Source organism: Vibrio sp. S234-5, from assembly GCF_000960595.1.
In the GTDB taxonomy this organism is placed as follows: domain Bacteria; phylum Pseudomonadota; class Gammaproteobacteria; order Enterobacterales; family Vibrionaceae; genus Vibrio.
The window spans coordinates 1-475 of sequence record NZ_JZAM01000057.1 but is presented as its reverse complement, the minus strand read 5'-3'; the positions used below and the strand labels follow the sequence as shown (position 1 = coordinate 475).

The 475-nt window shown below is 49.1% G+C and carries 1 pseudogene; it reads left to right on the top strand.

Annotated features, from left to right (window positions below):
- A pseudogene (locus UF06_RS01235) lies at positions 1-475 on the top strand (hypothetical protein); the annotation flags it as partial.

The following is a 475-nucleotide window of genomic DNA, read 5'->3' as shown; positions in this document are numbered from 1 at the left end:
GTGTTCAAGCTCTGCGCGAACTGGGTAATTACCCAAACCAGAATGCTTTGGTGGCTGTTGCTCGAGGTTTACAAGATAAAGACGCGGCAATTCGCGAAGCTGCGATAGTCGGCGCGCAACCTTACGCGATCGAAAACCGCTGGCGCATGGTGGGACCACTACTTAAAGACGAATCCTCTTCCGTGCGTATTGCGGCAGCACTGAACTTAGTGCGTGACTATTCTGTTTTGACAGAAGCGCAAAGACCAGCGATAGAAAAGCCTGTGGACGAGCTTATAGCGAGTTTAAAGAGTGGAACGGATAACAACACCCAATTGCTGTTAGCCGATGTGTATCGCTGGCATGAAAACTGGAAACAAGCGGACGATATCTATCAAGCATTGTTATCCAAAATGCCGGAAAACCCAGATGTTTGGCTGAACTTACCGCACAATACCGCGCGCAGCAACGTGAGCAAGAAGCGATTGATACACTA